Below are 1,387 nucleotides of genomic sequence, written 5' to 3' on the forward strand. Positions count from 1 at the left end.
ATTCTCAACCCGGTACGCTGAATGATTTTCTCGGTGCCATGTCGGAGGATGATGCCCGTCCGGAGGCACTGCGACGTTTTGAACTGATGGTGGAAGAGGTGGCGCGTAACGCTGAGGAGGCGAAGAAGAATGCCGGAGAGGCGGAGACGTCAGCAAGGAATGCCGGCATATCAGCCAGTCAGGCAGAAAAGAGCGCTGCACATGCTGACACTTCAGCAGGATATGCATCGGAGTCAGCCCGGCAGGCGGCAGAAAGTGCAGCCTCAGCAAAGCAGTCAGAGGAGGCGTCCTCGTCCTCGGCCTCTGAGGCCGCTCAAAAAGCCAGTGAGTCATCACAAAGTGCAGCAGAAGCTGAATTGTCAAGAAAGACGGCAGAAAGTGCAGCCGGTAATGCAGCCAGGGATGCAACGACCGCAGCAGAAAAAGCCCGGGAGTCAGCAGAAAGCGCACAGTCAGCGGAACAAAGCAGGATAGCGGCGGAAGACGCCGTAAACCGAATCCCCACAGTGGTGGGACCTCCCGGGCCAAAGGGGGAACAGGGGCCCGCGGGTCCTCAGGGGCCGAAGGGTGATAAGGGAGAGCGCGGTGACACCGGCCCTGTCGGGGCAACCGGCGAACGGGGACCGGCAGGTGATGCTGGTCCGGCAGGCCCGCAGGGGCCGAAAGGTGACAGGGGAGAGCGGGGAGAGACCGGTCTGACGGGAAATGCAGGTCCACAGGGTCCAAAGGGAGATACCGGTGCGGCAGGCCCGGCAGGCCCACAGGGACCGAAAGGAGAAACAGGTGCGGCTGGCCCGGTGGGGGCAACCGGACCTCAGGGACCGAAGGGCGACCCGGGGGAGACACAAATCCGTTTTCGTCTGGGGCCGGCGAGCATTATTGAGACAAACAGCAATGGCTGGTTCCCGGATACAGATGGCGCACTCATCACCGGACTGACCTTTCTTGACCCCAAAGATGCCACACAGGTTCAGGGGCTGTTTCAGCATTTGCAGGTCAGGTTTGGTGACGGGCCGTGGCAGGATGTTAAGGGGCTGGATGAAGTGGGCAGTGATACAGGCAGAACAGGAGAATGACATGAATATACTAAAAAAACTTATGCAGCGTCTGTGTGGTTGCGGAAAGCATGATGGCCGTGAACACGTGCAGTCGCTTACAGCACAACTGCGTCTGGGGCCGGCAGACATCCTGGAGTCCGATGAGAATGGTATTATTCCGGAGCAGGACAGGGTAATCACGCAGGTGGTGATACTGGATGCAGATAAAAAGCAGATACAGTGCGTGGTAAGACCGCTGCAAATTCTGCGTGCTGACGGGACGTGGGAAAATATTGGCGAGATGAAATAGCCGACAGCTTCACAAAAACCGGAGTCCGGCTCCGGTTTTT

The 1,387-nt window shown here is 58.5% G+C and carries 2 protein-coding genes; both read left to right on the forward strand.

Annotated elements, in window-relative coordinates:
- On the forward strand, positions 1-1,076 hold a 1,076-nt coding region (locus tag EA14781_RS12005), incomplete at its 5' end, for a phage tail fiber C-terminal domain-containing protein (RefSeq protein WP_042335701.1).
- A 1-nt stretch (position 1,077) separates the two neighbouring features.
- Positions 1,078-1,347, forward strand: a complete 270-nt coding sequence (locus tag EA14781_RS12010; RefSeq protein ID WP_001023453.1) for a phage tail fiber C-terminal domain-containing protein — start codon at positions 1,078-1,080, stop codon at positions 1,345-1,347.
- Positions 1,348-1,387: the final 40 nt, after the last annotated feature.

Origin of the sequence: Escherichia albertii NBRC 107761 = DSM 17582 (assembly GCF_000759775.1) — a bacterium.
Taxonomy (GTDB): domain Bacteria; phylum Pseudomonadota; class Gammaproteobacteria; order Enterobacterales; family Enterobacteriaceae; genus Escherichia; species Escherichia albertii.